Source organism: Pelagibius sp., from assembly GCF_965249265.1.
Taxonomy (GTDB): Bacteria; Pseudomonadota; Alphaproteobacteria; order Kiloniellales; family Kiloniellaceae; genus Pelagibius.
The window spans coordinates 3,508,838-3,533,032 of sequence record NZ_OZ252224.1 but is presented as its reverse complement, the minus strand read 5'-3'; the positions used below and the strand labels follow the sequence as shown (position 1 = coordinate 3,533,032).

The following is a 24,195-nucleotide window of genomic DNA, read 5'->3' as shown; positions in this document are numbered from 1 at the left end:
TCGGACGATCGCTGTCTTGGATTGGTCCGGCAAGCAAGGCGCAGCAATCAGACAGATATCTCATCCCTGACGAAAGCCCGGGGCCGCCTGAGCGCCCGCCCGGTCCTGCTGGCTGCCGCCCCATGTGGAGCGCCCCCAGGCAGAACGCCCCCATGCAGCACGCCCCGGACAGCCCGGCGCTGGCCGGTGACGTCAGCCCGGCCGCCGGTCGCCGCCACGGACCTCGGCCTCTTCGGCGGGCTGCGGATCATTGGCGATTTCCGTCACTGCCTCCGCACGGCCCGCCCGTTTCTCCTGTGCCGCCTGATGAACGGCCTGGACGCTGCGCGGCGCCCCGCCCGCCGGGGCATGGCGCAGGCGGCCCACAGGCAACAGTCTGCGGAACCCGGAGAGCAGTTTGGTGATGTTCCCGGCGGGCTCTTCAATCTGCGCCGAGGGGCCGCCGGTGTGAAACGGATCGGCGTGAATCTGTTCTTTCCCGATACCGAAGTCGGCCACCACCTTTGACACGGCGGTGACCATCTCCGGCGGCCCGGCCATATAGAATTGCGCCGTGGTATGGGCGATCAGGTCCTGGGCGAGAACGTCGGTCAGCATACCCGTGCGGCGCTCGGTCTGCCCCTGCGGTTCGGAGAGGACGGTCTCGACCTTCAGGTTTTTGTAGCGCGTAGCGAGGACCTGCAGTTCGGTCTCGTCGTAGACGTACTCCTCATTGCGCACACCGAAGTAGAGATGCACCTCCCGGTCGGGCTGATTGAGCAGTGCCGTTCGAATGATCGACTTCGCCGGGGCCAAGCCCGAACTGCCGGCAACCAATACCAGCGGACTGCGGTCTTCGGGGCGCAGGTGGGCGTTGCCGAAGGGCCCCTCGATCTGAACCGTATCACCGACTTCCAGGTCCTGGGCGATGTGATTGCTCACGGCGCCGCCGGGGATCAGGCGAATGTGGAACTCAAGGGCTTCGTCGCCCGGTGCGTTGGCCATCGAATAGGCCCGGGCCGGCAGATTGCCGAAGCGCAGCCGCGCGAACTGTCCAGCGGCGAACTGCAGCGTCTCTTCCGGCCAGACATAGATTCGCCGGATGATCGGGTTGACCTGCTCGATGTTGGTGACCTGGGCGTTCATGCGGCGGATCGGCAGCTCGATATTGACGGAGCCGCCAAGCCAGGACACGTGGACATCGCAGAGCGGCTTTGCACGGCAGGCGAGGACAAAGCCGGCCTTCTTCTCGGCGTCGCTCAAGACCTCGCGATCGTAGTTCGACATCGTGACGTCGCCCGACAGCAACAGGCTTTTACAGGCGCCGCACTCGCCGGTGCGGCATCCATGCGGAAAGGGCACGCCCGAGGCCAGCGCGGCGTCCAGAATGGTCGACCGGCCGGTCTCAACCGGCAAAGGCCACTGTCTGATGGTAAGCTTTGTCATAGCGACAGTGTCCTTGGATCAAGTCATTGGAGTTCGAGTTGAACAGGCCTCAGGTGAAAGCTGTGCCGGGTCTGCGTGTGGTCGAATATCGAGACCCAGAGGTAGGTGCCCTCACCGATGGTGACGTCGTAGTCTGAGGTTGATTCGAGTTTCCGTTTTACTTCCATGCGCCACCAGCCGTCACGCCATTCGGCGACGGCTTCGACATCGCCGCGGTCACCCTGGAATGGTTCTTCGACAATAACGCTCGGCATCACCGTGCCGACGGGAAAGAGGGCGTCGTGTTCCGGTGTCGCCTCGACCATCAGGCTGCGCGGCAACCACCAGAGGCCGTCGTCACCCACGTCGGGATCCATGTTGATCGGCCCCATGCGTTCGGCAAGAACGTCCGGCGAACGCGGCAGCCAGCGCGGTTGCACCGTGCCGGTGTCGAACTTCTCCCAATTCATGGTGAAGCCGCCGCCGGTCTTCGGGTCCTGTGTGTAGCCGCCCGTGTAGCGTGCACCGGCCGACTCAGGCGCCGCGCGGGGAGGGCCGAAATAGTTGTCGTCGATCTGGCCCAGCGGGCCGACGCGCACCGACTTCCAATGCCAGACGTCCACGACGGAGTTGTCGGTCGTATAGTGCAGGCCGCGTCCGCCCTTCGGCCCCGGCAGATCGTCGAGCGGGCGCGCGCCGAGATGGGATGTATGCAGGGCCGCAAGCTGAGAGTCGCGCGACAGCATGACCGCAAACTTGTCTTCGTAATACCGGTCTTCGTCGGCTCTCGCGAAATCGGTCTGGACGACGCGCCAGCCCTCGGCCGTCTTTTCCAGCGGCAGGTGTTTCTGGCTGCGCGTTGTGTCGGGCCATTCGAACAGCAGGTAGGCATGGGTCCCGTCGTGGACGGCGCGCAGGTGGACCGGGATGCTGCCGTTCGGCAGGTTCGCCCCCTTGTGCGTATCGATCACCACCATGCCGGCCGTCCGCCAGGCGGCGTCGTCAATCTCTCCGTCAAGGCTGGGCGCCTCGCTGACTTTGGCAACCACCAGTTTGGGCAAGGTCATCTGGTCGAGCGCAAACAAGCCGGCCGCAAAAGCCCCGGCACCGGCAAAGGCGATGACCGCGGCTGCCATGTAGGCGAGGCGCGGGGTCACGATCTTCAACAGCCCGCGCCAGCCGGCCATGGCCCATTGCGCGATCACATGGAGGAAGATGTAGGCGAAAAGCGTCCAGGCGACCACGCGGTGGAGCGTCGTCACCAGGCTTTGCGATTCCGGCAGCAGATGAAAATACATCAGGCTGCCGGTGACTGCCGCAGCGCCGACCAGGAGGAAGGCCAGCCAATAGATCAGAACGTTGATGGACTGCCAGCGCGTCCGCCGGTCATGCGAGGAGAGGGCGCGAAAGCGGCTCGCGTCCAAGGCAACGCGTGGCCCCAGGTGGGCAGCCAGCAGAAAAATGATGTAGGCGATACAGGCGGCCGTAAGAGCCCAGGCCGACCATATGTGGAGAACGTAAACGTCGCCCTGCAGCAGAACTGCGTCTACTGCTGAAGACCAGGATGCATCCGAAGCGTCGCTGGCAATCCGCAGGCCGGTGGTAAGGTTAACGAGGAAGAGAGCGACGATGGTCCAGTGCAGGGCGGCGGTTGCGAAGTCACTTCTAAGCCGCTGCTGCAAGCCGGGCGGAGCCGCCGGCTCAGAAGAGTCTAGTTGCTGCACAGTCAAGCTCCCTGCTCAATCACCCCCCCAGGCGGCTTAGCTGCGCCACCTTATCTTTCCGGCGGATGAGCCTGTTGATCCTCTTGTTCTTCGATCTCTCCTGATGCAACCGGGAGATTAATACTTGCTGTGGTACCGACCCCCCTTTCGCTTTGCAAGCTTAACTTACCGGAGTGCAGTTCGACCAGCGCCTTTGTCAGAGGCAGGCCCAAACCCGTGCCCTCAAAGCGCCGCGATAGTGAATGTTCAATCTGCGTAAAGGGTTGCATGGCTAACGCCATTTCCTTCTCGGTCATGCCGATGCCGGTATCGACGACATGCAGCTGGCTGATTCCGTTTTCCAGCATGTTTGAGCGCAGAGTGACGCTGCCGCCGCTGGGCGTGAACTTGATGGCGTTGGAGAGAAGGTTAAGGATGATCTGCCGCAGACGCGTCTTGTCGGCGACCAGGTCGGGCATATCGATCGCCGGTTCGATCTTCAAGGCAACGCCGGCGCTGGAGGCACGCTCGGCCATCAGGCGGCCGCAGGAGCTGAACAGGTCGTCTATGCTGATTCGATCGCGTCTCAGGTCGAGCTTGCCGGCTTCCACCTTCGCGATGTCGAGAATATCGTTAATGATTTCGAGCAGGTGCCGGCCGCTTTGATGAATGTCGTTTGTGTATTCCTCGTAGCGCGCGTTGCCGAGCGGGCCATGCAGACTGCGTTGCATGATTTCCGAGAAGCCGATGATGGCGTTCAGTGGCGTGCGCAGCTCGTGGCTCATGTTGGCGAGGAATTCCGACTTTGCGCGGTTGGCCGCCTCGGCATCGTCGCGCGCCTGCGCCAGTTCGACACCACGCTTGGCCTCCTCTTCCTGCAGGCGCTGGTTTTCGATCGACTTTGCTTTGAATACCTGAACGGCGCGCGCCATGTCGCCGACCTCGTTGCCGCGGTCGAGGTTCGGCACCTCGGTGGAGGTTTCTCCGGTCGCGATGCGGCGCATAGAGGCGACCAGCGCCGTCACCGGACGGGCAATGCGGAAGATGAGAAGATACCAGGTGACGGCGAGCGCGATCAGCCCGCTGGCCAGTGCCGTTGCCGACCAGGCCGAGAGCTTGGACTGAATGTTCTTCAGCTCTTCGAAGTTCTGGGCGGAGTGTTCGGCCACGCGCAGGCGTACGGTTTCCGTGAAGACATTCAGCGCGCCGCGATAATCCAGCCACTCATCGTGATTGCGCTCCAGCTGTGCCAGCTCGCTTGGCGAAGGGACGGGGCCGGTCGCTTCGAAGAGCAGACGCGTCTTTTCCAGGAAGCTGGGCAGCCCGTTGATCGCTTTTGCGGCACGGGCCTTGGTTCGCTCGTCCGAGAAATCGGAGAGACGTTTGTCCACCAGGCTCCAGTGCTCGACGATACGGTTGCCGAGACTGGGCAGCTCGTAGGCGATGCTTTGCGCGGCATAGATACCGCCGCTGACGCCGATGATACGGTAACTGAGCAGGGCGAGGTCATCCGCCAGGGCGTCGATGGCGCGCCGCGATGCCTCGTTTTGCTCGACGATGTCCTGCATCAGCGCCTGATCGCGCTGAAGGGCATAGGTCAACGCCGCAAACTGGGCGACGAGAACAATCAGGAACACCACCAGGGCCGCTTGGGCCTGGGTCCTGATCCTTCCGAACCATCCTAACCGTCGCGCCCGACGAGCCAACAGGCGAGCCCCTTTATCCTATGGTCGACGCAAACCCCACATTGCGTCAGCGGGAAATAGGAAGCTCGCTTGCCGCCCATTCAGAGAATCCGCCACGCATCCACATTACATTCGTGTAGCCGGCTTCGACTGCACGCTTCGCGGCCCAATAGCTTTTCCAGCCCGTTGTACCGTGGCTGTAAAACAAGACCCTATCCGACTTGTTGGGCCCAAGGAAGCCAGTATCCAAGGTTGTTGTCTGGGCATTGTAGTAGGCCGCTGCCGACTCGGCGCCCGGCACGTGCCCATCAACGTAAGACGCTTTTTTGCGCAGATCGTAGATGAAAATGCCCTGATTCAGCATCGGTTCCAGTTCCTGAGCCGAAACGATGGTCACACCCTCAAGCTGCAAAGGAGTTTCCTCGGCTGCGTTCGCTGCTCCGGCAAGTCCCAGGCCGAGAATGAGCGCGCAGATAATCCTCTTCATGATGAGTTGCTCCACTTTGTTAACCGTAGTTTAGCCCACAAACTAGTAACTGGAAACTAATGACGCATTAACAGGAGCAATAGATAAAACTGAAAGTTGACAATGCTTTGTAGCTGTCCAAGTAAAGCATTCTTCTGACTGAATTTCTGGGTTTTTGCTCACTGATTCACCGTGCCGCATCATACGCCTGAAAAGAGAATCTTGCGTTGCTAGTGTCGTTTACGTTGCATCATCGCGCGGTCCAGGGCCCGGGTGTCGATGTTCGTGGGCAGCCCGGATTGAGGACTTTCGCCAAATCTGGCCATCCCGAGGCTGACGCCTGAGAGGTCCGCATCGGCCAGATCGGTGCCCCGCAGATCAGCCTTCTTGAAGTCCGAGCGGGAGAGGTTGGCCCCCGATAGATTGGCGGCCTGCAGGCGGCTGTTTTCAAAGCGGCAGCCGGCGAGGGTGGCGTTCTCCAGCTTGGCATGGGAGAGGTCGGCGTCGCTAAAGTCGCATTCGATGATATCTGCGCCGCTGAGGTCGACTCCCTGCAGATCGAGGCCCGAGAGGTCACAGCGCAGCATCACGGCCCGCCGCCCGCCGCGGGCGCCTTGGCGGAACTGCGCATGGGTGGACAGCAGGCGTTTGAGCTCCTGCGGGGTGACGCGGCGGCTGCGGAGCACGCGCTGGGGCGGCCGCTCGCGGGTCAGAAAATCTGGAAATCCGGACATCTCAGGCTCCTATGCAGGGCGACACTTTCAAAGGGACCAAGATAAAAAAAGGGGGTCGAAGTAATTCGACCCCCAAATATTGAATATGCAGCAACAGTCACAATCGTCGGAGAGGTTTGTTTGCGATGCGAAGCGCGTAGATCAGGAACGTAGGAAGTGCGATCTCTCTCTGAACGATGATGAGAATATACTTTTTCTCTTTTCCGGAGTCAACAACAAAACAACTCTATTCTACAAATTTCGAAGTATATAAAATTTTATAGACTAATTATTAGGGCATAATAGCCTTTTCAGCCGATATATTCACTGAATTCGCCTGAGTTAAGGGCATTTTGCCCAAAGCAGATTGCAATGATGGGGCATATTGTCCGTTTCAGTTTTGACGCAAAAGGCAAATTGCCCTATTATTCGCGAATCGAAGCGAGAGGCCAGGAGAAAGCCATGGCGGAATCCATCGAGGGCGAGATGGCCGCGGAAGAGTTGGATCGAATTTGCACACAGTTGTATGGGACGCCGCGGTGGCAGACGGCGTTGTCGCGAGAGTTGCGCGTGAACGACCGACGGTGCGGCGCTGGGCGTCGGGAGACACGGCGATTCCGCACCCGGTGGCTCTCTGTGTGCGGCTTATGGCGTTTCTGGACGAATTGAGCTGGCTTGGCGAATGGCGCCAGTTAATGGCGGAAGAGAGCTGACAGCGCGGAGATCCATGTGGCGCCGCCGGAGCGGCGTCAATAGGCCCGTTCCACGCAGAAGTCGGCAATGTCGCGGAGCGCGGCTTTGGCCGGGCTCTCCGCAAAGCCTTCGAGGGCCTGGCGGGCAGAACTGGCATAATCCCGGGCCTTTGCCATCGAATCCGTCAAGGTGCCGTGGCGCTGCATCAGACCGATCGCTTTTTCCAGATCGCCCTCCTGATGGTCCTGATCCTCCAGACAGCGCCGCCAGAAGACTTTCTCCGCCTCATTGGCGCGCTGGAAGGCGAGCACCACGGGCAGGGTGATCTTGCCGTCGCGGAAGTCGTCGCCCACCGATTTGCCGAGATCGGCCTGTAGGGCGGAATAGTCGAGCACGTCATCAACCAGTTGGAAGGCGATCCCCAGATCCCGGCCAAAGCGCTCCAGGGCCAGTTCTTCGGCTTCGGGGCGTTCTGCCACCACCGCACCGATGCGGCAGGCGGCGGCGAAGAGCGCCGCCGTCTTGGCCTCGACCACCTCCATATAGGCATTCTCGTCCGAGGAGGTGTCGTTGGCGGTCATGAGCTGCAGGACTTCACCCTCGGCAATCACTGCAGAGGCATTGGAAAGAATGCGCAGGACATCCAGGCTGCCGTCGGCGACCATAAGCTGGAACGCCCGGCTGAACAGGAAATCGCCCACCAGCACGCTGGGCTTGTTGCCCCAGACGGCATTGGCCGTGGCCAGGCCGCGGCGCAGGTCGCTGGCGTCGACGACATCGTCGTGCAGCAGGGTCGCGGTGTGAATGAATTCGACGCAGGCTGCCAGTCCCAGATGACGCTCGCCGCGATACCCGCAGAGCCCTGCGGAGGCGAGGGTCAGCATGGGCCGCAGACGCTTGCCGCCGGCGGCGACGATGTGCCCGGCCAACTGCGGTATCAAGGCGACCGGGGAATCCATGTGCTTGACGATCAGCTTGTTGACCGCCTGCAGGTCCTCCGCCACAAGCGTTGTCAGGAGTTCGACACCGGTTCTTTCCGGGTTTTTCTCCTCTTTGCCGATTTCGGCGACTAACGCCACGACGGACCTCTCACGCTTAAGCAATCCCTTAATATAGGCGTGCCCTGACGGCCGCCGTTACGGGTCTCCGGACTTGTTTCGGACCCTGCAAGGCAGCATAGGTTTAACCGCCGGGCGGTCAAGTCCGATACCCCGGGTGCGACGAAAGGCGTTATAAATGGCGAGGATATGAAAGAACTGCTGCGCACGAACGACATGGTCAAGCTCTCCTGGCTGGAGGCGCTTTTGGCTGATGCCGGTATCGAAACCCTGGTCCTCGATCAGCATACATCCGTGCTCGAGGGATCCATTGGGATTCTGCCTCGCCGATTGATGGTGAGTGACCAGGATTACCAGCGCGCCAGGCATGTGATGTCGGAGGCGGGGGAGGAAACCAGCCTGTGACGGCTCCGACCGTGATGACAGAGGACAGCCTGCTCGGCGGCGGGGTGCGCCTGCGCCAGCCGGCGGAGGGATATCGGGCGGCCATTGACCCGGTTCTGCTGGCGGCTGCGACGCCGGCTTTGCCGGGCGAGGTGGTGGCGGACCTGGGCTGCGGTGTTGCCTCCGCCAGCCTTTGCTTGCTGCACCGGGTTCCGGAGACTCGCCTCGTCGGCCTCGAACTGCAACCGCTGCTCGGCAAGCTGGGGCAGGACAACGCGCGTCTGAACGGGGTCGAGGATCGTCTTTCGGTCCACATTGGCGACGTCGGCGCCCCGCCTGCCTTGGTTGCGGCTGGCAGTTTCGATCACGTTATGATGAATCCGCCTTACCTCGACCCGGCGGCGGCGCGCCTGTCGCAACACGAGGTGAGGCGTATCGCCACGGTGGAGGGCGAGGCGGGACTGAATGCCTGGGTCGATTGCGCCCTGGCCTTGTTGCAGCCGCGGGGCAGCCTGACGCTGATTCACCGTGCCGACCGCCTGAACGAGATCCTGACGCTGTTCTCACAGGACTGGGGCCACCTGACCGTCCTGCCGCTGTGGCCGCGCCGGGGGCAGCCGGCCAAGCGGATCATCGTTCAGGCCCGCAAGGGTACCGGGGCCCCGCTGCGCCTGTTGCCTGGACTGGCTCTGCACGGTGATGACGGCAGCTACAGCCCGGAAGCCGAAGCGGTGCTGCGCGCCGGTGGCCCTCTGGTCATGTAGCCGCTTTGCGGCAACCCTCAGGCCGTGCCACAGGCAACGGCCTCAGGCGCTGGATTTGGAAAGCGCCGCTTTAGCCCTTATGTTTCTGGGATGGCTATGCGATCGATTATAGACTTTGTCACATTCCGTTGGCTGCGGCCGCGCCGGCCCGAGGTCGCGGTTTTACGTCTGGCCGGCGTCATCGGCGGCTTCGGCCCGCTGCGCAGCGGCATGAGCCTGGCCAGCACCGAAGCGCTGATTGAGCGTGCCTTCGCGGTTCCGCATCTGAGCGCGGTGGCCCTGGTGATCAACTCACCCGGCGGCTCCCCGGCTCAATCGGCGTTGATTGCCAAGCGGGTGCGTGATCTGGCCCATGAGAAAGAGGTGCCGGTTCTGGCCTTCTGTGAGGACGTCGCGGCCTCCGGCGGCTACTGGCTGGCCTGTGCCGCGGACGAGATTTTCGTCCAGCCGACCTCCATCGTCGGCTCCATCGGCGTCATCACCTCTGGCTTCGGCTTCACCGAAGCCATGGAGAAACTGGGTGTCGAGCGGCGGGTCTATACCGCCGGCGAGCACAAGTCGACCCTCGATCCCTTCAGTCCGGAAAACGCCGATGACGTAGTGCGCCTGAAGGCCCTGCAGGAAGACCTGCACGATGTGTTCAAGAAAACCGTGCAGGACCGCCGCGGCCAGCGTTTGAAGGCGGCAGAAGACGTCTTGTTCAGCGGCGAGTTCTGGTCCGGCCGCAAGGCGGTCGAGCTCGGCCTCGCCGACTCCGAGGGCGACCTGCGCCAGGTTGCGCGTGACCGCTTTGGCAAGCGGGTGCGTCTGCGCCGCATTCAAGGGCCGAAACGCCTTCTGCGCCGTCTCGGACTGGGCCGGGGAAACGCGGCTGACAGCCTTTTCGCCTCGACCGAGGGGCTGCTTGACCCGGCGGATTGGGCCGCCGGGATGCTATCGGCGGTGGAGGAACGGGCGATCTGGTCCCGCTTCGGACTCTAGGCGGATTCGACGTCCGGGCTCGGTTTGCCGAGCCTGCTTGACCGATGGGGCTGCGCACCGCTAAATGCCGCCATGTTCGGACTTCCTTCGATTCAGAAGCTTATTGTTCTCGGTCTGGTGATCGCCGCCGTTTGGTACGGGTTCAAGTTCCTCGGCCGGCTGCAGTCTGCCCGCAAGGCGGAAGCCAAGCTGCGCGCGGCTGAGAGCAAGAAGCCGCCGAAAAAGACCCCGGACCCGCCGCCGGCGGACGACAAGGTTGCCGATCTGGTGCCCTGTCCCACCTGTGGGGCTTACATTCAGAGCGGGACGGATTGCAACTGTGGCCGCAAGGGCTGAGTGCGGCGGGTCGCCAGGCCCGTTCACGGGGTCTGTTCACGGGGCCGGTTCAGCGGCCGAGAAAGCCGATCCCCCGGCTTGATTCGGGTTCGGCGCCCCGCTAAGGTTCGCCCGCATTTACTGCGGTGCAACATGCCGCAGCACTAAAACCAGCCCAAAGACGATGTCTCACGCAAATCCGGACACCTGTTTTCAGCGTCTGATCCTCCGCCTTCAGGATTTCTGGGCGCAGCAGGGCTGTGTCATTCTCCAGCCCTATGACATGGAGATGGGGGCGGGGACCTTCCACCCGGCAACCACCCTGCGGGCGCTGGGCCCGGGCACCTGGAAGGCCGCCTACGTGCAGCCCTCGCGGCGTCCGACAGACGGGCGTTACGGCGAAAACCCGAACCGGCTGCAGCACTACTATCAGTTTCAGGTGATCCTGAAGCCCTCGCCGGCGAACAGCCAGGAGCTCTATCTGGATTCGCTGCGCGCCATCGGTATCGACCCGATGAACCACGACATCCGTTTCGTCGAGGACGATTGGGAGAGCCCCACCCTGGGCGCCTGGGGCCTGGGCTGGGAGGTCTGGTGCGATGGCATGGAGGTCAGCCAGTTCACCTATTTCCAACAGGTCGGCGGCATCGACTGCAACCCGGTCTCCACCGAGCTGACCTATGGCCTGGAACGTCTCATCATGTACGTCCAGGGGGTGGAGAACGTCTACGACCTGGATTGGGACGGCGTGCCCAAAGACCAGGGCGGCAAGACCTACGGCGACATTTTTCTGCAGGCCGAGCAGGAATTCTCCGGCTTTAATTTCGAGGTGGCGACGGTCGAGACGCTGTTCCAGCATTTCAAGGATGCCGAGGCCGAGTGCCAGACGATCCTGAAGTTCGGTGACGACAACGGACGGCCCATGCCGCTGCCCGCCTATGATCAGTGTATGAAGGCGAGCCACGTCTTCAATCTGCTGGACGCCCGCGGGGTGATCTCGGTCACCGAGCGTCAGGCCTACATCGGGCGCGTGCGCAATCTTGCCAAGGCCTGTTGCGAGGCCTGGGTCGCCACCCAGGGGCAGGGCGATAGCGGGAGCGCGGGCTGATGGCCGAGCTTCTGATCGAACTCTTCTCCGAAGAGATTCCGGCGCGCATGCAGGCGCGTGCCGACGAGGATCTGAAGCGTCTCGTGACCGAGGGCCTGAAAGCGGCGAATCTGACCTTCGAATCTGCGGCCGCCTATGCGACACCGCGCCGCCTGGCCCTGGTAGTCGACGGCCTGCCGCTGCAACAACCGGATCTCTCGGAAGAGAAGAAAGGCCCCAAGGTCGGTGCCCCGGAGCAGGCGGTGCAGGGCTTCATGAAGGCCAACGGTCTGGCCTCCATCGACGATGCCGAGGTGCGCGAGACCCCCAAGGGTGATTTTTACTTCGCCGTGCGCCATGTGGCCGGGCGCCCCGCCGCCGCGGTCTTGCCGGAGGTGCTGGCCAAGGCCTTCAACGATCTGCCCTGGCCCAAGTCCATGCGCTGGGCCGACGACAGCCGCCGCTGGGTCCGCCCGCTGCATTCGATCCTGGCGCTCTTCGGTGGCAAGGCCCTGGAAGGGGCTTTTGAGATGGCCGAGGGCCGCGCCGTTGCCTTCGGCGACAGTACAGAGGGCCATCGTTTTCTGGCGCCGCAACGCTTCTCCGTGACAAGCTTCTCCGACTACCGCGACAAGCTGCGCGCGGCAAAGGTGGTGCTGGCCGCTGCCGAGCGCCGCGACCTGATTGCCGAACAGGCGGCGGCCCTGGCCAAGGAAGCCGGGGTTAAGATGAAAGACGACCCCGCCCTGCTGGACGAGGTCGCCGGACTGGTGGAATGGCCTCAGGTCCTGATGGGCCGCATCGACCAGGCCTTCATGAGCCTGCCGGGGGAGGTGCTGTCCACCTCCATGCGCAGTCACCAGAAGTATTTCTCGACCGAGACGGCCGACGGCAGCCTGGCCGACCGCTTCATCTTTGTCGCCAACATGGAAGCCGAAGCCGGCAGCGGCCGCGCCGCCACCATCGTCTCCGGCAACGAGCGCGTCCTGAAGCCGCGGCTCGCCGATGCCCGCTTTTTCTACGACCAGGACCGCAAGGAACCGTTGTCGTCCCGGGTTCCGGCGCTGGGCGATATCGTCTTCCACGCCAAGCTGGGCACCGTGGCCGACAAAGTTTCGCGTCTGCAGAGCCTGGCCGTGGCGATCAGTGAATTCGTGCCCGGCGCCGGGCGCGACGAAGCCCGCTCCGCCGCGCGCCTCTGCAAGGCCGATCTGGTGACCGGCATGGTCGGCGAGTTTCCGGAACTGCAGGGCATCATGGGGCGCTACTATGCGCTGAACGACGGCGAGACCCCGGCGGTGGCCGAGGCGGTGGCGGAACACTACCAGCCCCTCGGCCCCAACGATGCCTGTCCTTCGGCGCCGGTCAGCATCTGCGCGGCTCTGGCCGACAAGATCGACACCCTCGTCGGCTTCTGGATGATCGACGAAAAGCCGACCGGCTCCAAGGATCCTTACGCGCTGCGCCGCGCCGCCCTGGGTGTGATCCGCTTGATTGTCGAGAACAAGTTGCGGGTCAATTTGGCGCGGGTTTTCGCGGCGGCGCAGTCGGAATACAGCGGCCTTTCAGCGGCGCCGGTTGCCGAGGACCTGCTGGCCTTCCTCGGCGAGCGATTGAAGGTGGTTCTGCGTGATCAGGGCGTGCGCCACGATCTCATCACTGCGGTGATGGCCCAGGGCGGCGAGGATGATCTCGTCCGGCTCCTCGCACGGGTCGAGGCGCTGAAGTCTTTTCTGGACAGCGACGACGGCGCCAATCTCCTGGTCGCCTATCGCCGCGCCGCCAACATCGTGCGCATCGAGGAAAAGAAGGACAAGCGCCGCTATGGCGGTGAAGTCCGTTCCGACATCGTGGCACAACCCGAAGAAAGCACACTCGCGGAACACCTCAGCAAGGCGGCGGGCGGTGCGAAGGATGCGCTCGGTGGTGAAAACTTCGCCATGGCCATGCAGACCATGGCGCAGTTGCGTCAGCCGGTCGATGCCTTCTTCGACAAGGTGACGGTGAATGCCGACGACGCAGCCTTGCGGGAAAACCGCCTGAACCTTCTCAGCGCCATCGGCGCGACACTCTCGGAGGTCGCGGATTTCTCGAAGATCGAAGGCTGATAACAAGTGGTGGCACGAAAAGCCGCCCGGGTAAGCAGATGAATTTCGACAGACAACAACAGGCAGGGAACGGAAAGCAGACGATGACCAAATGGGTCTACAGCTTCGGCGGCGGAACGGCTGACGGCCGGGCCGAGATGAAAGAGCTGCTCGGCGGCAAGGGCGCAAACCTTGCCGAGATGTCCTCCATCGGTCTGCCGGTGCCGCCCGGCTTTACCATCACGACCGAGGTCTGCACTTACTTCTATGACAACGAGCGGCGCTATCCCGACGATCTCGGCGAGCAGATGAATGCGGCTCTGACGAAGATCGAAGAGGAGGTTGGCGCGAAGTTCGGCGATCCCGAAAATCCGCTGCTGATTTCCGTACGCTCCGGGGCCCGCGCCTCCATGCCGGGCATGATGGATACGGTTTTGAACCTCGGTCTCAACGACGAGACGGTGGAAGGCTTGGCCAAGCGCGCCGACGACCGGCGCTTCGCCTACGACAGTTACCGCCGTTTCATCCAGATGTTCGGTGACGTGGTTCTCGGGGTCGATCACCATCACTTCGAAGAAATCCTGGAACTGGCCAAGGAAGACCGCGGCTACATGCTCGATACCGAGATGACGGCCGAGGACTGGGCCGGGGTCATCGAGCAGTTCAAGGCCAAGGTGGTGGCGGAGACCGGGGAGCCTTTCCCCCAGTCGCCCAAGGACCAGGCCTGGGCCTCGATCGGCGCTGTGTTCGGTTCCTGGATGAACCAGCGCGCCATCACCTATCGCCGCCTTCACGGCATCCCGGCCGAGTGGGGCACGGCGGTGAACCTGCAGGCGATGGTCTTCGGCAACATGGGCGAGGACTGCGCCACCGGCGTCGCCTTCACGCGCAACCCTTCCACCGGCGAGAACGCCTTTTACGGCGAGTACCTGGTGAATGCCCAGGGCGAAGACGTCGTGGCGGGCATCCGCACACCGCAGAACCTCACCCTGCGCGGCAAGGAGATGAACAACTCCAAACTGCCGGCCATGGAAGAGGTTATGCCGGAGGTGTTCGGCCAGCTCGATGGCGTGCGTCATGTGCTCGAGAAGCACTACAAGGACATGCAGGACATCGAGTTCACGGTGCAGAGCGGCACGCTCTACATGCTGCAGACCCGCAGCGGCAAGCGCACCGCGCCGGCGGCTCTCAAAATAGCCGCCGACATGGTGGGCGAGGGTCTGATCGACGAGGCGGAGGCGATCCGCCGCATCGACCCCAACGCCCTGGATCAACTGCTGCACCCGACCCTGGATCCCAAGGCCGAGCGCAAGGTCATCGCCCGCGGCCTGCCGGCCTCGCCGGGTGCGGCCTCCGGCAAGGTGGTCTTTACCGCCGACGAGGCTGAGGCGCTGGCCGCCGACGGCGAGAAGGTCGTCCTTTGCCGCACCGAAACCTCGCCGGAAGATATCCACGGCATGCATGCCGCCGTTGGCATCATCACCACCCGCGGCGGCATGACCAGTCACGCAGCGGTGGTCGCCCGCGGCATGGGCCGGGCCTGTGTTGCGGGTGCCGGCGAACTGCGCATCGACCACAAGAGCGGCGTCATGCGGGTGCGCGATCTGGAACTGCATGCGGGCGATCTGGTGACCCTCGACGGTTCGACCGGCGAGGTCATGGCCGGTGCCGTCGACACCATTCAGCCGGAGCTGTCCGGCGACTTCGCCACCATCATGGATTGGGCCGACAAGCACCGCACCATGGCGGTGCGGGTGAACTGCGATACGCCGCAGGAGGCCAAGATCGCGGTGCAGTTCGGCTGCGAGGGCATCGGTCTCTGCCGTACCGAGCATATGTTCTTCGACAGCGAGCGCATCGTCGCCATGCGCGAGATGATCCTGGCGGATTCCGGCGAACAGCGCCGCCGCGCCCTGGAGAAGCTTCTGCCGTTCCAGCGCGACGATTTCATCGCCCTGTTCAAGGAGATGGCGGGCCGCCCGGTGACTATCCGTCTGCTCGACCCGCCGCTGCACGAGTTCCTGCCCCATGAAGACGGGGCCGTGGCAGAGGTCGCCAAGGCCTCGGGTCTTTCGGAAGAGCAGGTGCGGGCCCGCTCCCTGAAGCTGGTCGAGACCAACCCCATGCTCGGCCACCGTGGCTGCCGCCTCGGCATCACCTATCCCGAGATCTATGAGATGCAGGCCCGCGCCATCTTCGAAGCGGTGGCGGCGGTGGAAAAGGAAACCGGTGAGACCGTGGAGCCGGAGGTGATGATCCCGCTCATTTCCATGGAGCAGGAGTTCCCCGTCCTCCGGGCGCTGATCGACAAGGTGGCCGAGGCCGTGCGCAAGGCCGAGGGCGTGGAGATCCGCTATCTCGTCGGCACCATGATCGAGCTGCCGCGCGCCTGCCTGCGCGCTGGCCAGATCGCCGAGGGCGCGGAGTTCTTTTCCTTCGGCACCAACGATCTGACCCAGACCGCCTTTGGCCTGTCACGCGACGATGCCGGCAACTTCCTGGGCGCTTACGAGCAGCATGGCCTGATCGAGCAGGATCCCTTCATCTCCCTCGATCCCGAAGGTGTCGGTGAGTTGATGAAGATCGGCGCGGAGCGGGGCCGCAAGACCCGCTCGGACATCAAGCTCGGAATCTGCGGGGAGCACGGTGGCGATCCGGCCTCCATCGCCTTCTGTCAGACCGTGCCGTTGGACTACGTCTCCTGCTCGCCTTACCGCGTGCCCATCGCCCGCCTCGCGGCGGCTCAGGCGGCCCTGGCCAGGAAGAACGCTTAGGGGACGGTGCTTACACATCTGCTCAAGATGAGGCGCTGCCGATTGCGTCTGTTTTCGGTGGGGAGAACGACCTTGCGACCTACGATTGAGCAGAGTCGATCTCGGCGTAGATTTCCAGGACGTTACCTTCCGGGTCTCTGAAAAAGAGCGTTCGGTGGCCGAAGTGCTGATCCTTGGGGCCTTCGATTACATCCACATTCTTTTCGATGAGCTCTGCATGGCAGTTGTCGACCTCGTCATAGCCGACACAGAAAGCCAACTGCACAGCGGCCGAGTCTTTCGGGACCGGGCCGTCCTCCCACCCAAGCCAGGGGCCGCGCGGACGGAGTGTCAGGGCACAGCTGCCTACCCTGAACTTGACCCAGTGAGGATTGTCCTCCTCTATCCGGAATCCCATCCCGTCCTGATAGAACCCCTTCATCCGCTGGATGTCATCGCACAGCAGAATAACGTAGTCGAGGTTCCGGATCGCCCTTAGTCCCATCAAACCAGTGTTGCTCAGGCGCTTTGCTTGAGTCCATCCGGTTCTTGCGCACTTTCCGGATCGATTTGACGGCAGCTTTGGGCTCAAGCACGGTCCGGTGCAAAACAGCGTCACAGCGCCTGTAATGGCCGCCGTAGCTCCCGCAGGCTAAGTGGACTCCGGCGTTCCCAGTTCCTCCTTGTCTTCCCGCTGCTCGAGAATGCGGTCGATCAAGCCCCACTCAAGGGCCTCTTCCGCCGACATGAAGCGGTCCCGGTCTAGGGTGCTTTCGACCTCCTCATAGCTGCGCCCGCAATGCTCGGCATAAAGGCGGGTGATACGCTGCTTGGTTTTTTGCATCTCCTCGGCATGGATCAGCATGTCGGAGGCCTGGCCCTGAAAGCCGCCCAGCGGCTGGTGGACGTGCAGGCTGGCGTTCGGCAATGCCGCCCGCTGGCCCGGCTCTCCCGCCATCAAAAGGAAGGAGCCCATGGAGCGCGCCGTGCCGATGCAGACCGTCTGCACAGGCGCCCGGATGTATTGCATCGTATCGTACATGGCGAAGCCGCTGGTCACCACGCCGCCGGGTGAGTTGATGTAGAGATGGACCGGCTTCTTCGGGTCCTCGGCCTCCAGGAAGAGCAACTGCGCACAGACCAGGGCGGAGACTGTGTCGTTCACCTCTCCGTTGAGGAAGATGACCCGCTCGCGCAGAAGCCTTGAATAGATGTCGAAGGAGCGTTCGCCCCGACTGGATTGTTCGACCACCATGGGGACGAGCTGCATCGCTTCGCGCATCGGCGAACTCCTGTCTTCCGGTTTTGTGTTTCGGGCTGCGGTGTCAGGCAGCCAGCATCATCAGGATTTGGGTACTGTTGGCGGCCGAGGGCTGCTCTATCGGCTCCGTCTCCACCAGCCTGTGGATGACCCTGAGGGTGGTACCGCCCTCGGCGTTGGGATCGATCTGAAAGGCAACGACGCTCTCCAGGAAGGGCGGTTCCTGCTCCCGCATTCTGTAGCGGATCTCCTCACCCGCTGTCGAAGAGACGGGTTCGGCATCGGCCAGGTCGCCCGCCGGCAGCCACTTTTCGCGGAACGAGGCGATAGAGATGGCCCGCCAGACGGCCTCGGGCGATGCGTCGAGTTCGTATTCGAGCACCACGCCCTTTGTCTGTTTCTCGGTTTTCAGGTCATTCATCAGTCCATGTCCTTCAGCAAAGCCTTCAAGGCGTCGATCCGCGCCGGCCAGTAGGCGCGGTACTTCGCAAGCCATCCGGCGATCAGCGCCAGACCGTCCGGGTCGACCTCGTAGTTCACGAAACGGCCCTGCCGCTCTTCGCGCACCAGTCTCGCCTTGCGCAGAACCGCAAGGTGTTGGGACATGGCCGGCTGACTGATCTCCATGCCGTTGCGCAGCGCGGAGGCGTTCATGCCGCCGGCGGCCAGCTTCTCAAAGATCGCCCGGCGGGTCGGATCGGCGAGCGCTCTGAAGATGTCGTTCTCGATCATGAAATAACATAAGTACAGACTTATGTGATTCGCAAGCCTTTTGTCGCCGCTGCCGGATAGATCGGCCCAGTGCCTAGCGTTTCCGCAGGTCCCTCAGATAGGTGTTGGCGCGGCGGCTCTCGTCAAAGGCGCCGGGATCGATGTCGGCGAAGAGGAGTTCTGCCGTGTCTGTGTCCGAGGCGGCGAGGCTCTGACCGTCGGGGCCGACGGCCCGTGACAGGCCCGCATAGCTAAAGTTTGCATCACCGCCGCCGTGATCGGCGTAGACCACGAAGACCTGGTTCTCGAAAGCCCGGACCGGGACGACCCGGGTGGCGATGAAGCGGGCGAAGCTACCCTCAGGCAATGCCGTGGGCACCAGCACCACATCGGCGCCGGCCCGGGCGAGGCGGCGGACGTTTTCCGGGAACTCCACGTCGTAGCAGATCAGGAAACCGAGCTTCAGACCCTGGAAATTGCGCAGGGCGCTGTCCGCTTCTCCGGGCGTGAAGAGTGCGCGCTCGTAGTCGCCGTAGAGATGGGTTTTGCGGTAGATGCTGGGTGTTTCAGAAGCTTCCGCCATGACGAGGCTGTTGAACACCTCCTCGCCGTCGCGCTCGGCGAAACCGGCAACGAGGGCCAGGCCGTGCTTCCTTGCGATTGCCGTCAACGCCTGAACCTGCGGCCCCTCCGCCGTTTCGGCAAGGTCGCGGATAACGTCGCCGGCGCCGTAGCCGGTGGTGGCCAGTTCCGGGGCGATCAGGAGCGCCGCGCCGCCTGCCGCCGCTTTCTCCGCTGCCGCCTCGATCTGCTTCAGGTTGGCGGCGACGTCTCCCGGCACCGCGATCATCTGCAGGATGGCGATGCGCATCACTTGTCTCCCGACGACCAGGCGCCGAGCAGGCGCGGCAGGTCGCCGTAGCGGGCGACGAGGCCGAAAACGACCGCAGCGATGACCACGAAGAAGATCGAGACCGCCGCCATGGTCGGCGTGTAGCCATAGCGCAAGGCATTGAAGATCTTGATCGGCAGGGTCTCCAGAGTGAAGCCGACGGTCATGTAGGCGACGATGTACTCGTTCAGCGACAGCACGAAGGCAAAGGCGTAACCGGAGACCAGATAGGGCGTGATCAGGGGCACCACTACCGTGCGGAACACCCGGGCATCGTCGGCACCCATGGTTGCCGCCGCCTCGACCAGAGAGCGGTCGATGGAGGCGAAACCGAGCGAGAGCGTGACCAGCGGCAGGGTGACGAAGAAGATGGCGTGGCTGATGACGGCGGTCCAGGGTTCGCCGTAGAAGCCGCCGGTTGCCCAGAACGACAGGAAGCCGAGGGCGGTGATCACCGGCGGCAGCAGGAACGGCGCGACGCCGAGGAACTGGAAGAAACGGGCCCAGGGCGCGACCCGGCGCCAGAGAAACCAGGCCAGCGGCAAAGCGATCACCACTGCCAAGGCCGCCGAGAGCGCCGCCAGCCCGACCGAGGCGAAGAGGGCGCTGCGCCAGTCGTTCTGGGTGAAGATGTCGGTGTACCAGGAGAACGAGAAACCTTCCGGCGGGAACAGCAGGGTTTTCTTGGCGTTCACCGAAACCCCGGCCACTACCACCAGGGGGGCGGCCAGGAAGAGGGCGATGAGGGCCATGTAGCCATTGCGTATCCAGGCCGGGGTCATGCCGTCAGGTCCTTGCGGCCGCCGACCAGCAGCGTCAGGCCCACTAGGGCGAGAGAGATCAGCACCAGGAAAACCGCCATGGCCGCGGCAAATGGCATGTTGGACTGATAGATCGCCTGATCGGTGATCAGCACCGAGAGGGTCCAGTGCTGCGGGCGGCCGAGGATCTGCGGCAGCAGGTAGGAACCCAGCGCGAAGACAAAGACCATGATCAGGGTGGCGACGATGGTGTTGCGCAGCGCCGGGATCACGATGTCGAAGAAGCCGCGCAGCGGCGAGGCGCCAAGGGTGCGGGAAGCCTCCAGCAGGGTCGGCTCCAGCCGCACCAGGGCGGGGTAGAGCACCAGAATGGTGTAGGGCAGGGCCTGGTAGACCATGCCGGTCAGCACGGCGCCGAAGCCGGGCAGCAGCGCCGTCGGCTGCTCTATCAGGCCGAGGGCGACGAAGAGGTTGCTGATCCCCGCGGTGCGCGAGAACAGCGTCGACCAGGCAAAGCCGATGATCACCTCCGACAGCGACAGCACGGAAAGCAGGCCGACCAGCCAGGCGATCTGTACCCGCCGCGTCCGGCAGGTCAGGAAATAGGTGAAGGGAAAAGCCAGTACCACGCAGCAGACCGCAACCGCCATCGCCAGCAACAAGGAGAAGCTGAGCACGCCGCCGAAGAACGAAGACAGGAAGCGCGCGTAGTTCGAAAGCACGAAGTCCGGGGTGTAGAAGCCGCCCTGTTCGCGCTGGAAGAAGGAGACGGCGATCATGATGCCGAAGGGGATGACGAAGAAGACCAGCAGCATCAAGGCCGGAAAGATGACCGGCATGTGGTCGCTCAGGGTCCGTGCCGGCTCCCGTCTCATTCCTTGAGCACCACGCAGGCTTCGGCGGGCAGGGCGACGCCGATGTCGTCGCCGGCAGTGACGTCCGGGCGTTCGCGCGGGGTCGAGACGGCGGTGAGCGTGGTGCCGGCAACCTCGATGAAGGTCTCGACAGTGCCGCCGAGGTCACGAAGGAAGGTGACACGCCCGGTCAGGCTGCCGTTCCCCGGCGCGGTCAGCTGGACGTCCTCCGGGCGGATGGAAAGGCGCGCCCTGTCGAGGCCGCTGGGCAGGGCGAGGCCGGGGATGGCCTTGCCGGCGAAGATGGCACCTCCGCTGCCGTCGCGCGCGATCTCCAGCAGGTTGGTGGAGCCGATGAAGTCGGCGACGAAACTGTCGGCGGGCTTGCGGTAGATCTCGACCGGCGGCGCCGCCTGTCGGATGCGGCCCTCACCCATGACCACCACCAGATCGGCCATGGTCATGGCCTCGCGCTGGTCATGGGTGACCACGATCGTGGTGATCCCAAGTTTCTGCTGCAGTTGGCGCAATTCGACCTGCATGGCTTCGCGCAGCTTGGCATCGAGGGCGGAAAGCGGTTCGTCGAGCAGGAAGAGACGCGGCGACACGGCCAGGGCGCGGGCGATGGCGACGCGCTGGCGCTGACCGCCGGAAAGCTTGCTGACCGGCCTGTCGGCATGGCCGGGCAGGTGCACCAGCTCCAGCAGCTCTTCGACGCGTTTGATCTGATCGGCCTTGGCGGTGCCGCGGATACGCAGCGCATAGGCGATGTTTTCACCGACGCTGAGATGCGGAAAGAGCGCCAGGGACTGAAACACCATGCCGAAGTCGCGCTTGTGGGTCGGCACCGCGGTAATGTCACTCCCGTCGAGCAGCAGGCGGCCACCGCTGGGGTCCTCAAGCCCTGCGATCATGCGCAGCAGGGTGGTCTTGCCGCAGCCGGAAGGGCCCAGCAGGCAGACGAAGGTGCCGTGCGGCACGCTCAGCGTGACGTCGTCGACCGCGGTGAGGTCTCCGAACTGCTTGGAAACCGCCTCAAGTGTCAGGCCCGACATGGATCACCAGCCGTTGGAAAAGGGGGAATCGGCCGCCGGCGGAACCGGCGGCCGTAGGATTGCAGATCGCGGGCTGACTGCCTAGAGCAGGTCCGGAATTGATGGGATCGCTTTAGCGATCCATCAATCCGGTGAATCTGCTCTAACTTAACGGTGTAGAGCGGATTCACATGTTTTGTCGCAACCACAAAGTGGTTTCGACTAAACATGATCCGCTCTAGCCGACGATCAATTCCGTCCACTTCTGGTTCAGCCAGTCGGACTTGGTCTGATAGAGATCGTAGCGCGGGATGATCGGATCGATCTCCGAGGAAACGCTGGCGAACTCGTCGTCGCTCAGGTCGAGAAGTTCGCGTTTCACCGTCGGGGCGGTGCCGACCTTGCGCGACATCTCCGCCTGGATTGCCGGCTGGCTCATGTAGTCGATGAAGATGTGGGCTTCATCGGTCTTGGCCGAGGCGCGTGACAGCGCCCAGCAGCCGCTGTCGAGAATGCCGCCCTCCTTGGGGAAGGTGGAGCGCACGGGGTGGCCGTCGGCGGCGGCCAGCCCGGTCACGTCGTGATAGTACTGCCCCATGGGAATCTCGCCGGTCTTCAGCGCCTGTTCGAACTGCGCTTCGTCGCGGTACCAGAGACGCACGTTGGGCTTCACCTCGGCCAGCTTGTCGAAGGCCTTCAGCAGGCCCTCCTCGCTGTCCAGAGCATCGGTGCCGCCCATGAAGGTCTTCGCCGTCACCTCCAGCAGGAAGGAGTTGGAGACCAGGGCCAGCAGACCCAGCTTGTCCTTGTTGGCGGGATCCCAGAGCGCAGCCCAGGAGTCCGGCGCCGCGGCAAAGCTTTCGGTGTTGGAGACCAGGGTGATGTACCAGGCAACCGCGCCGATGCCGGCAATGCGGCCGTCGGGATACTTGTTGACGAACTGATCGACCAGGTTGCCGGCATTGGGAATTCGGGCAAGGTCCAGCGGCGTCCAGAGGTTCGTCGACTGGCCCTTCAGCATGGCGACCTGGGACATCATGGAAATGTCGGCCGGGGCGCGGCCCGCCTTTGCCGCCTGCTCCAACTGTACCAGCCAGGCTTCCCCGGTCGGCTCCGCCACCGACTCCACGGCGATGCCGCTGGCCTCGGTAAAGGCCGGGAAGATGTGTTTGTCGAAGGAGTCCTTGAAGTAACCGCCGTAGACGCCGACCTTCAGCGAGCGCTCCTGCGCCCGCAACACCGTCGGCATGGCTAAGACACCAGCACCGAGGGCGCCGGCGCCCGCAAGGCCCGCCGCCATCAGGGTTCGGCGGCTGATGCCGCTCTTGGCAATTCGCTTATTCATCTCTCACCTACCTCCACTGTCTTTGTTGCGACCGTTTGTCCTGGCCGGATTGATTGGACCTTCCCCCTTTTCGGTTGGGTTTGCCCCAACGCCAGCCGTCACGAAAACCGCGGGCTGTAAACCATCAGACTGAGAATCTCGAAGAGTACCTGAGCGCCGACCTGGGCGGTGTTGGTGGTGGTGTCGTACTGCGGCGCCACCTCCACGACATCGCCGCCGATGACGTTGATGCCCTTCAGGCCATGCAGGATCGCCAGAACCTCGCGGGTCGTCAGCCCGCCCACCTCCGGCGTTCCGGTACCCGGCGCAAAGGCCGGATCGATGCCGTCGACGTCGAAAGAGATGTAGGTCGGGCCGTCGCCGACCACCGCCAGCGCCTTTTCGATGACGGCGGCAATGCCCAGCTTGGGGACTTCCTCGGCATGGATCACCGTCATGCCGCTGTCGAAAGAGAACTCCCAGAGGTATTCGGCGGAGCCCCGGATGCCGATCTGCACCGTGCGGGTCGGGTCCAGCACGCCGTCGAGCACGGCGTTACGGAAGGGGCCGCCGTGATGGAACTTGGTGTGATCGAAGGAGCCGCCGGTATCGCAGTGGGCATCGATGTGGACCATGCCGACCGGTTCTTCGCGGCCGATGGCCTTCATGATCGGATGGGTGATGGAATGATCACCGCCCACGGAGAGCGGCACCACCCCGGCGGCAAAGACCTTCTCGTAGTACCGCTCGATGTCGTCGAGGCTGCCTTCCAGGCGGTAGCGGCTGTTGAAGGGCACGTCGCCGAGATCGGCGACCCGCAGATCGTAAGTCGGCGCGCAGGTGAGGACGTGATTATAGGGCCCGATGCGTTCGATACCGCGCAGCGCCCGCGGGCCGAAGCGTGCGCCGGGCCGGTTGGTGACGCCGAGGTCCATGGGCACGCCGATCAGACCGACCTGCAGGTCGCCGAAGTCCGGATTCTCGGGATCGAGTTCGCGCAGCGGCGCATCCAGAAAGGTCGAGACCCCGGCATAGGGCGCCATGCGGGTGCCGCTGGCGTCGAAGATCTGGTCCGCGACCTTGCGAAAGGCCGGATCGACGAAGTCGCCGCCCTGGCCTTCGGTGTACTTGTCGCGCAGCGCCGCCAGCTTGTCCTTGTCCCAAGCCATAATCCCGCCTGTCCCCCGTCCTACCTTCGGTGTCTTTAATCCGACTTTCTTAGGGGCAGTATCGCGGAAACCGCGTTGCGAGGGCAATTGACATTG

The 24,195-nt window shown here is 63.4% G+C and carries 23 protein-coding genes; 7 read left to right on the top strand and 16 right to left on the bottom strand.

Translation table 11 applies throughout. The annotated features are described in order from the left end of the window. Positions 1 to 192: 192 nt before the first annotated feature. From ACP146_RS16890 to ACP146_RS16865, 6 genes are all read right to left on the bottom strand, one after another. Entirely contained in the window at positions 193 to 1,425 is a 1,233-nt protein-coding gene (locus tag ACP146_RS16890) for a 2Fe-2S iron-sulfur cluster-binding protein (protein ID WP_422367919.1), read from the bottom strand. 23 nt (positions 1,426 to 1,448) lie between these two features. Further along, the gene (locus tag ACP146_RS16885) at positions 1,449 to 3,128 is read right to left on the bottom strand and encodes an ethylbenzene dehydrogenase-related protein (RefSeq protein ID WP_422367918.1); all 1,680 of its coding nucleotides are present in this window, start codon (positions 3,126 to 3,128) and stop codon (positions 1,449 to 1,451) included. 50 nt (positions 3,129 to 3,178) lie between these two features. Continuing rightward, positions 3,179 to 4,747 carry an ATP-binding protein gene (locus tag ACP146_RS16880; RefSeq protein WP_425032896.1) on the bottom strand — a complete coding sequence of 523 codons (1,569 nt, stop codon included), beginning with the start codon at positions 4,745 to 4,747 and terminating at the stop codon, positions 3,179 to 3,181. 112 nt (positions 4,748 to 4,859) lie between these two features. Beyond that, positions 4,860 to 5,279, bottom strand: a complete 420-nt coding sequence (locus tag ACP146_RS16875) for a rhodanese-like domain-containing protein (protein ID WP_422367916.1) — start codon at positions 5,277 to 5,279, stop codon at positions 4,860 to 4,862. A 209-nt stretch (positions 5,280 to 5,488) separates the two neighbouring features. Next, positions 5,489 to 5,992: a pentapeptide repeat-containing protein gene (locus ACP146_RS16870; protein ID WP_422367915.1), complete on the bottom strand. Its 504-nt coding sequence runs from the start codon at positions 5,990 to 5,992 to the stop codon at positions 5,489 to 5,491. A gap of 728 nt (positions 5,993 to 6,720) precedes the next feature. Beyond that, positions 6,721 to 7,725, bottom strand: coding sequence for a polyprenyl synthetase family protein (locus ACP146_RS16865; protein ID WP_422369665.1), 1,005 nt, complete (start codon positions 7,723 to 7,725; stop codon positions 6,721 to 6,723). Positions 7,726 to 7,911: 186 nt separating this feature from the next. Between ACP146_RS16865 and ACP146_RS16860 the strand changes: the two genes are divergently transcribed. The 7 genes from ACP146_RS16860 (at position 7,912) to ppdK (ending at position 16,114) form a co-directional block, all read left to right on the top strand. Then, positions 7,912 to 8,127: a DUF2007 domain-containing protein gene (locus tag ACP146_RS16860; RefSeq protein WP_422367913.1), complete on the top strand. Its 216-nt coding sequence runs from the start codon at positions 7,912 to 7,914 to the stop codon at positions 8,125 to 8,127. Continuing rightward, the gene (locus ACP146_RS16855) at positions 8,124 to 8,870 is read left to right on the top strand and encodes a tRNA1(Val) (adenine(37)-N6)-methyltransferase (protein WP_422367912.1); all 747 of its coding nucleotides are present in this window, start codon (positions 8,124 to 8,126) and stop codon (positions 8,868 to 8,870) included. Before ACP146_RS16860 ends, ACP146_RS16855 begins: the two co-directional genes overlap by 4 nt. A 90-nt stretch (positions 8,871 to 8,960) precedes the next feature. Continuing rightward, the gene (locus ACP146_RS16850) at positions 8,961 to 9,851 is read left to right on the top strand and encodes a S49 family peptidase (protein ID WP_422367911.1); all 891 of its coding nucleotides are present in this window, start codon (positions 8,961 to 8,963) and stop codon (positions 9,849 to 9,851) included. Positions 9,852 to 9,923: 72 nt separating this feature from the next. Further along, positions 9,924 to 10,187, top strand: a complete 264-nt coding sequence (locus tag ACP146_RS16845) for a hypothetical protein (RefSeq protein ID WP_422367910.1) — start codon at positions 9,924 to 9,926, stop codon at positions 10,185 to 10,187. A gap of 163 nt (positions 10,188 to 10,350) precedes the next feature. Next, complete coding sequence (locus ACP146_RS16840) at positions 10,351 to 11,274, top strand: glycine--tRNA ligase subunit alpha (protein WP_422367909.1); 924 nt, start codon at positions 10,351 to 10,353, stop codon at positions 11,272 to 11,274. Then, on the top strand, positions 11,274 to 13,361 hold the full coding sequence (gene glyS, locus ACP146_RS16835) for a glycine--tRNA ligase subunit beta (protein ID WP_422367908.1): 2,088 nt from the start codon (positions 11,274 to 11,276) through the stop codon (positions 13,359 to 13,361). The genes ACP146_RS16840 and glyS overlap by 1 nt, the downstream gene beginning before the upstream one ends. A gap of 83 nt (positions 13,362 to 13,444) precedes the next feature. Further along, entirely contained in the window at positions 13,445 to 16,114 is a 2,670-nt protein-coding gene (ppdK, locus tag ACP146_RS16830; RefSeq protein WP_422367907.1) for a pyruvate, phosphate dikinase, read from the top strand. 79 nt (positions 16,115 to 16,193) lie between these two features. Here ppdK and ACP146_RS16825 read toward each other — a convergent pair whose 3' ends face one another. From ACP146_RS16825 to speB, 10 genes are all read right to left on the bottom strand, one after another. After that, positions 16,194 to 16,598, bottom strand: a complete 405-nt coding sequence (locus tag ACP146_RS16825; protein ID WP_422367906.1) for a VOC family protein — start codon at positions 16,596 to 16,598, stop codon at positions 16,194 to 16,196. Between the two features lie 147 nt (positions 16,599 to 16,745). Continuing rightward, on the bottom strand, positions 16,746 to 17,375 hold the full coding sequence (locus ACP146_RS16820) for an ATP-dependent Clp protease proteolytic subunit (protein ID WP_422367905.1): 630 nt from the start codon (positions 17,373 to 17,375) through the stop codon (positions 16,746 to 16,748). 43 nt (positions 17,376 to 17,418) lie between these two features. Beyond that, positions 17,419 to 17,775: an SRPBCC family protein gene (locus ACP146_RS16815; RefSeq protein ID WP_422367904.1), complete on the bottom strand. Its 357-nt coding sequence runs from the start codon at positions 17,773 to 17,775 to the stop codon at positions 17,419 to 17,421. Further along, positions 17,775 to 18,086: an ArsR/SmtB family transcription factor gene (locus ACP146_RS16810; RefSeq protein WP_422367903.1), complete on the bottom strand. Its 312-nt coding sequence runs from the start codon at positions 18,084 to 18,086 to the stop codon at positions 17,775 to 17,777. Before ACP146_RS16810 ends, ACP146_RS16815 begins: the two co-directional genes overlap by 1 nt. A 73-nt stretch (positions 18,087 to 18,159) precedes the next feature. Then, positions 18,160 to 18,936, bottom strand: a complete 777-nt coding sequence (locus ACP146_RS16805; RefSeq protein ID WP_422367902.1) for a carbon-nitrogen hydrolase family protein — start codon at positions 18,934 to 18,936, stop codon at positions 18,160 to 18,162. Then, positions 18,936 to 19,739, bottom strand: coding sequence for an ABC transporter permease (locus ACP146_RS16800; protein WP_422367901.1), 804 nt, complete (start codon positions 19,737 to 19,739; stop codon positions 18,936 to 18,938). Before ACP146_RS16800 ends, ACP146_RS16805 begins: the two co-directional genes overlap by 1 nt. Then, positions 19,736 to 20,593: an ABC transporter permease gene (locus ACP146_RS16795; RefSeq protein ID WP_422367900.1), complete on the bottom strand. Its 858-nt coding sequence runs from the start codon at positions 20,591 to 20,593 to the stop codon at positions 19,736 to 19,738. The genes ACP146_RS16800 and ACP146_RS16795 overlap by 4 nt, the downstream gene beginning before the upstream one ends. Next, the gene (locus tag ACP146_RS16790; protein WP_422367899.1) at positions 20,590 to 21,627 is read right to left on the bottom strand and encodes an ABC transporter ATP-binding protein; all 1,038 of its coding nucleotides are present in this window, start codon (positions 21,625 to 21,627) and stop codon (positions 20,590 to 20,592) included. The genes ACP146_RS16795 and ACP146_RS16790 overlap by 4 nt, the downstream gene beginning before the upstream one ends. A 217-nt stretch (positions 21,628 to 21,844) precedes the next feature. Continuing rightward, on the bottom strand, positions 21,845 to 22,951 hold the full coding sequence (locus tag ACP146_RS16785; RefSeq protein ID WP_422367898.1) for an ABC transporter substrate-binding protein: 1,107 nt from the start codon (positions 22,949 to 22,951) through the stop codon (positions 21,845 to 21,847). A 98-nt stretch (positions 22,952 to 23,049) separates the two neighbouring features. Next, positions 23,050 to 24,099 carry an agmatinase gene (gene speB, locus ACP146_RS16780; protein WP_422367897.1) on the bottom strand — a complete coding sequence of 350 codons (1,050 nt, stop codon included), beginning with the start codon at positions 24,097 to 24,099 and terminating at the stop codon, positions 23,050 to 23,052. Between the last annotated feature and the right edge of the window lie 96 nt (positions 24,100 to 24,195).

Bases quoted from the DNA above. Each gene is read 5' to 3' on its own strand.
- ACP146_RS16845 (WP_422367910.1), top strand. From the start codon at position 9,924: ATGTTCGGACTTCCTTCGATTCAGAAGCTTATTGTTCTCGGTCTGGTG.
- ACP146_RS16875 (WP_422367916.1), bottom strand. From the start codon at position 5,279: ATGAAGAGGATTATCTGCGCGCTCATTCTCGGCCTGGGACTTGCCGGA.
- glyS (WP_422367908.1), top strand. From the start codon at position 11,274: ATGGCCGAGCTTCTGATCGAACTCTTCTCCGAAGAGATTCCGGCGCGC.
- ACP146_RS16825 (WP_422367906.1), bottom strand. From the start codon at position 16,598: ATGGGACTAAGGGCGATCCGGAACCTCGACTACGTTATTCTGCTGTGC.
- ACP146_RS16820 (WP_422367905.1), bottom strand. From the start codon at position 17,375: ATGCGCGAAGCGATGCAGCTCGTCCCCATGGTGGTCGAACAATCCAGT.
- ACP146_RS16810 (WP_422367903.1), bottom strand. From the start codon at position 18,086: ATGATCGAGAACGACATCTTCAGAGCGCTCGCCGATCCGACCCGCCGG.
- ACP146_RS16800 (WP_422367901.1), bottom strand. From the start codon at position 19,739: ATGACCCCGGCCTGGATACGCAATGGCTACATGGCCCTCATCGCCCTC.
- ACP146_RS16890 (WP_422367919.1), bottom strand. From the start codon at position 1,425: ATGACAAAGCTTACCATCAGACAGTGGCCTTTGCCGGTTGAGACCGGC.
- ACP146_RS16840 (WP_422367909.1), top strand. From the start codon at position 10,351: ATGTCTCACGCAAATCCGGACACCTGTTTTCAGCGTCTGATCCTCCGC.
- ACP146_RS16850 (WP_422367911.1), top strand. From the start codon at position 8,961: ATGGCTATGCGATCGATTATAGACTTTGTCACATTCCGTTGGCTGCGG.
- ACP146_RS16785 (WP_422367898.1), bottom strand. From the start codon at position 22,951: ATGAATAAGCGAATTGCCAAGAGCGGCATCAGCCGCCGAACCCTGATG.
- ACP146_RS16795 (WP_422367900.1), bottom strand. From the start codon at position 20,593: ATGAGACGGGAGCCGGCACGGACCCTGAGCGACCACATGCCGGTCATC.
- ppdK (WP_422367907.1), top strand. From the start codon at position 13,445: ATGACCAAATGGGTCTACAGCTTCGGCGGCGGAACGGCTGACGGCCGG.
- ACP146_RS16815 (WP_422367904.1), bottom strand. From the start codon at position 17,775: ATGAATGACCTGAAAACCGAGAAACAGACAAAGGGCGTGGTGCTCGAA.
- ACP146_RS16790 (WP_422367899.1), bottom strand. From the start codon at position 21,627: ATGTCGGGCCTGACACTTGAGGCGGTTTCCAAGCAGTTCGGAGACCTC.
- ACP146_RS16870 (WP_422367915.1), bottom strand. From the start codon at position 5,992: ATGTCCGGATTTCCAGATTTTCTGACCCGCGAGCGGCCGCCCCAGCGC.
- speB (WP_422367897.1), bottom strand. From the start codon at position 24,099: ATGGCTTGGGACAAGGACAAGCTGGCGGCGCTGCGCGACAAGTACACC.
- ACP146_RS16860 (WP_422367913.1), top strand. From the start codon at position 7,912: ATGAAAGAACTGCTGCGCACGAACGACATGGTCAAGCTCTCCTGGCTG.
- ACP146_RS16805 (WP_422367902.1), bottom strand. From the start codon at position 18,936: ATGCGCATCGCCATCCTGCAGATGATCGCGGTGCCGGGAGACGTCGCC.